The following is a 1,468-nucleotide window of genomic DNA, read 5'->3' as shown; positions in this document are numbered from 1 at the left end:
GCCGTCTCGCCGGCCGTCCCCCGGCACACCGGCGTGAGCTTCCTGGAAGCCTGGTTCGACGACGTGGAGAACCGCCACCCCGACCTCGCCCGGCTGGTCGGCCAGGGCGGCGCCCACGCGGCCGACGGCGAACGCGGCCTCTTCGCCCAGCGCAACGGCGACGACCACATCCGGGTCTACGTCATCCGGCGGGCACCGGTCGACTGGATCGCCGCCGCGGGCCTGACCACCTCCGACACCGCCGGTCTCCGCGCCCACCTGCTCGACGAGTTCTCCGACTGGTCCCCGCGCATGCGCCGGATGATCACCGACAACGACGGCCCCTACGTCGACCGCCCGATCTTCGCCCTCCCGGTCCCCCACACCTGGGAGCACCACCCGACGGTGACCCTGCTCGGCGACGCCGCCCACCTCATGCCCCCGCTCGGCGTCGGCGTCAACCTCGCGATGCTCGACGCCACCGACCTCGCCCTCGCCCTCGTCGGCTCCTCCACCGTCGACGAAGCCGTCCACGCCTACGAGAGCACGATGCTGCCCCGCTCCACGGAGACGGCCAAGATGCTCGAACACGGCGCGGAACACCTGCTGTCGACCGACGAGTCCGACGGCACCGGGTCCCGCTGAGCCCCTTGCGCGAGCAACCGTTCCGGGGCGTGTTCCTCGGCCGACTGGTGTCCGAGGAAGTCCGTGCTGATCGTCTGCGCGGCGGTCGCCGGGATCGGCGTCGAGGTCTTCCCGGTCTCGTTCAACACCGCCGTGCAGGAACAGGTTCTCACCGAACGGCTCAGCCGGGTCTCGTCCTACGACCTGCTGTTCGGTCTCGCGTTCATGCCGCTGGGTTACCTCGTGGCAGGGCCGGTGTCGCAGTGGCGACACCGTCGGACCGGGCCGGAGCGGGCGAGCGGTAGCTTGATCAGGCGCACTGCCGACCCGACCACCACGACCACCACGGCCGCCGGACCGGGTGTCCTGCTCACGGGGCACCGGGCGAGCGGCTGGACGGGAGCCTGCCTTGACCACCGCACTGGTGATCGGTGACGTCCAGCGGGGCATCACGGGCAACTACCCGTTCGCCAGGGCGGTCGTGCCGCCGATCACCGAACTGCTCCCCCGTGCCCGCGCGGCCGGGGTGCTCGTGGTGTTCGTGCGCTTCGCCTTCCGGCCCAACGGGGCCGACCTGCTGCCGGACAACGAGCTGCACAGGTCGTTCTTCGAGGCCGGGGACGCCTTCCACGAGGGCACGGCGGGGACCGAGATCGACCTGCCGGTGGCCGCCGAGGACGTCGTCGTGCTGAAACGCCGTGCCGGCGCCTTCGCCGGCACCGATCTGGACCACGTGCTCCGCGCCCGTCGGGTCGACAGGATCGCGGTCGCCGGGGTGGCGACCAGCGCGATGGTCGCGGCGACGTGCTACGACGCGGCGGACCGGGGCTACCAGGTGACCGTGCTGCGTGACGGTTGCGCCGAC

The 1,468-nt window shown here is 72.1% G+C and carries 3 protein-coding genes; all 3 read left to right on the top strand.

All coding sequences use genetic code 11. The annotated features are described in order from the left end of the window. Nucleotides 1–624, top strand: a 624-nt coding sequence (locus AB0G02_RS39905) for an FAD-dependent monooxygenase (protein ID WP_360805643.1), incomplete at its 5' end; no start/stop codon positions are given. A 63-nt stretch (nt 625–687) separates the two neighbouring features. Beyond that, the gene (locus tag AB0G02_RS39900; protein WP_360805640.1) at nt 688–1,038 is read left to right on the top strand and encodes a hypothetical protein; all 351 of its coding nucleotides are present in this window, start codon (nt 688–690) and stop codon (nt 1,036–1,038) included. Continuing rightward, a partial coding sequence (locus AB0G02_RS39895) for an isochorismatase family cysteine hydrolase (protein ID WP_360805637.1) occupies nt 1,013–1,468 on the top strand: 456 nt, incomplete at its 3' end. The genes AB0G02_RS39900 and AB0G02_RS39895, both read left to right, overlap by 26 nt.

Source organism: Actinosynnema sp. NPDC023658, from assembly GCF_040639995.1.
Lineage (GTDB): Bacteria > Actinomycetota > Actinomycetes > Mycobacteriales > Pseudonocardiaceae > Actinosynnema.
The sequence above is the reverse complement of the archived record's forward strand: the minus strand, read 5'-3'. Positions and strand labels throughout refer to the sequence as shown.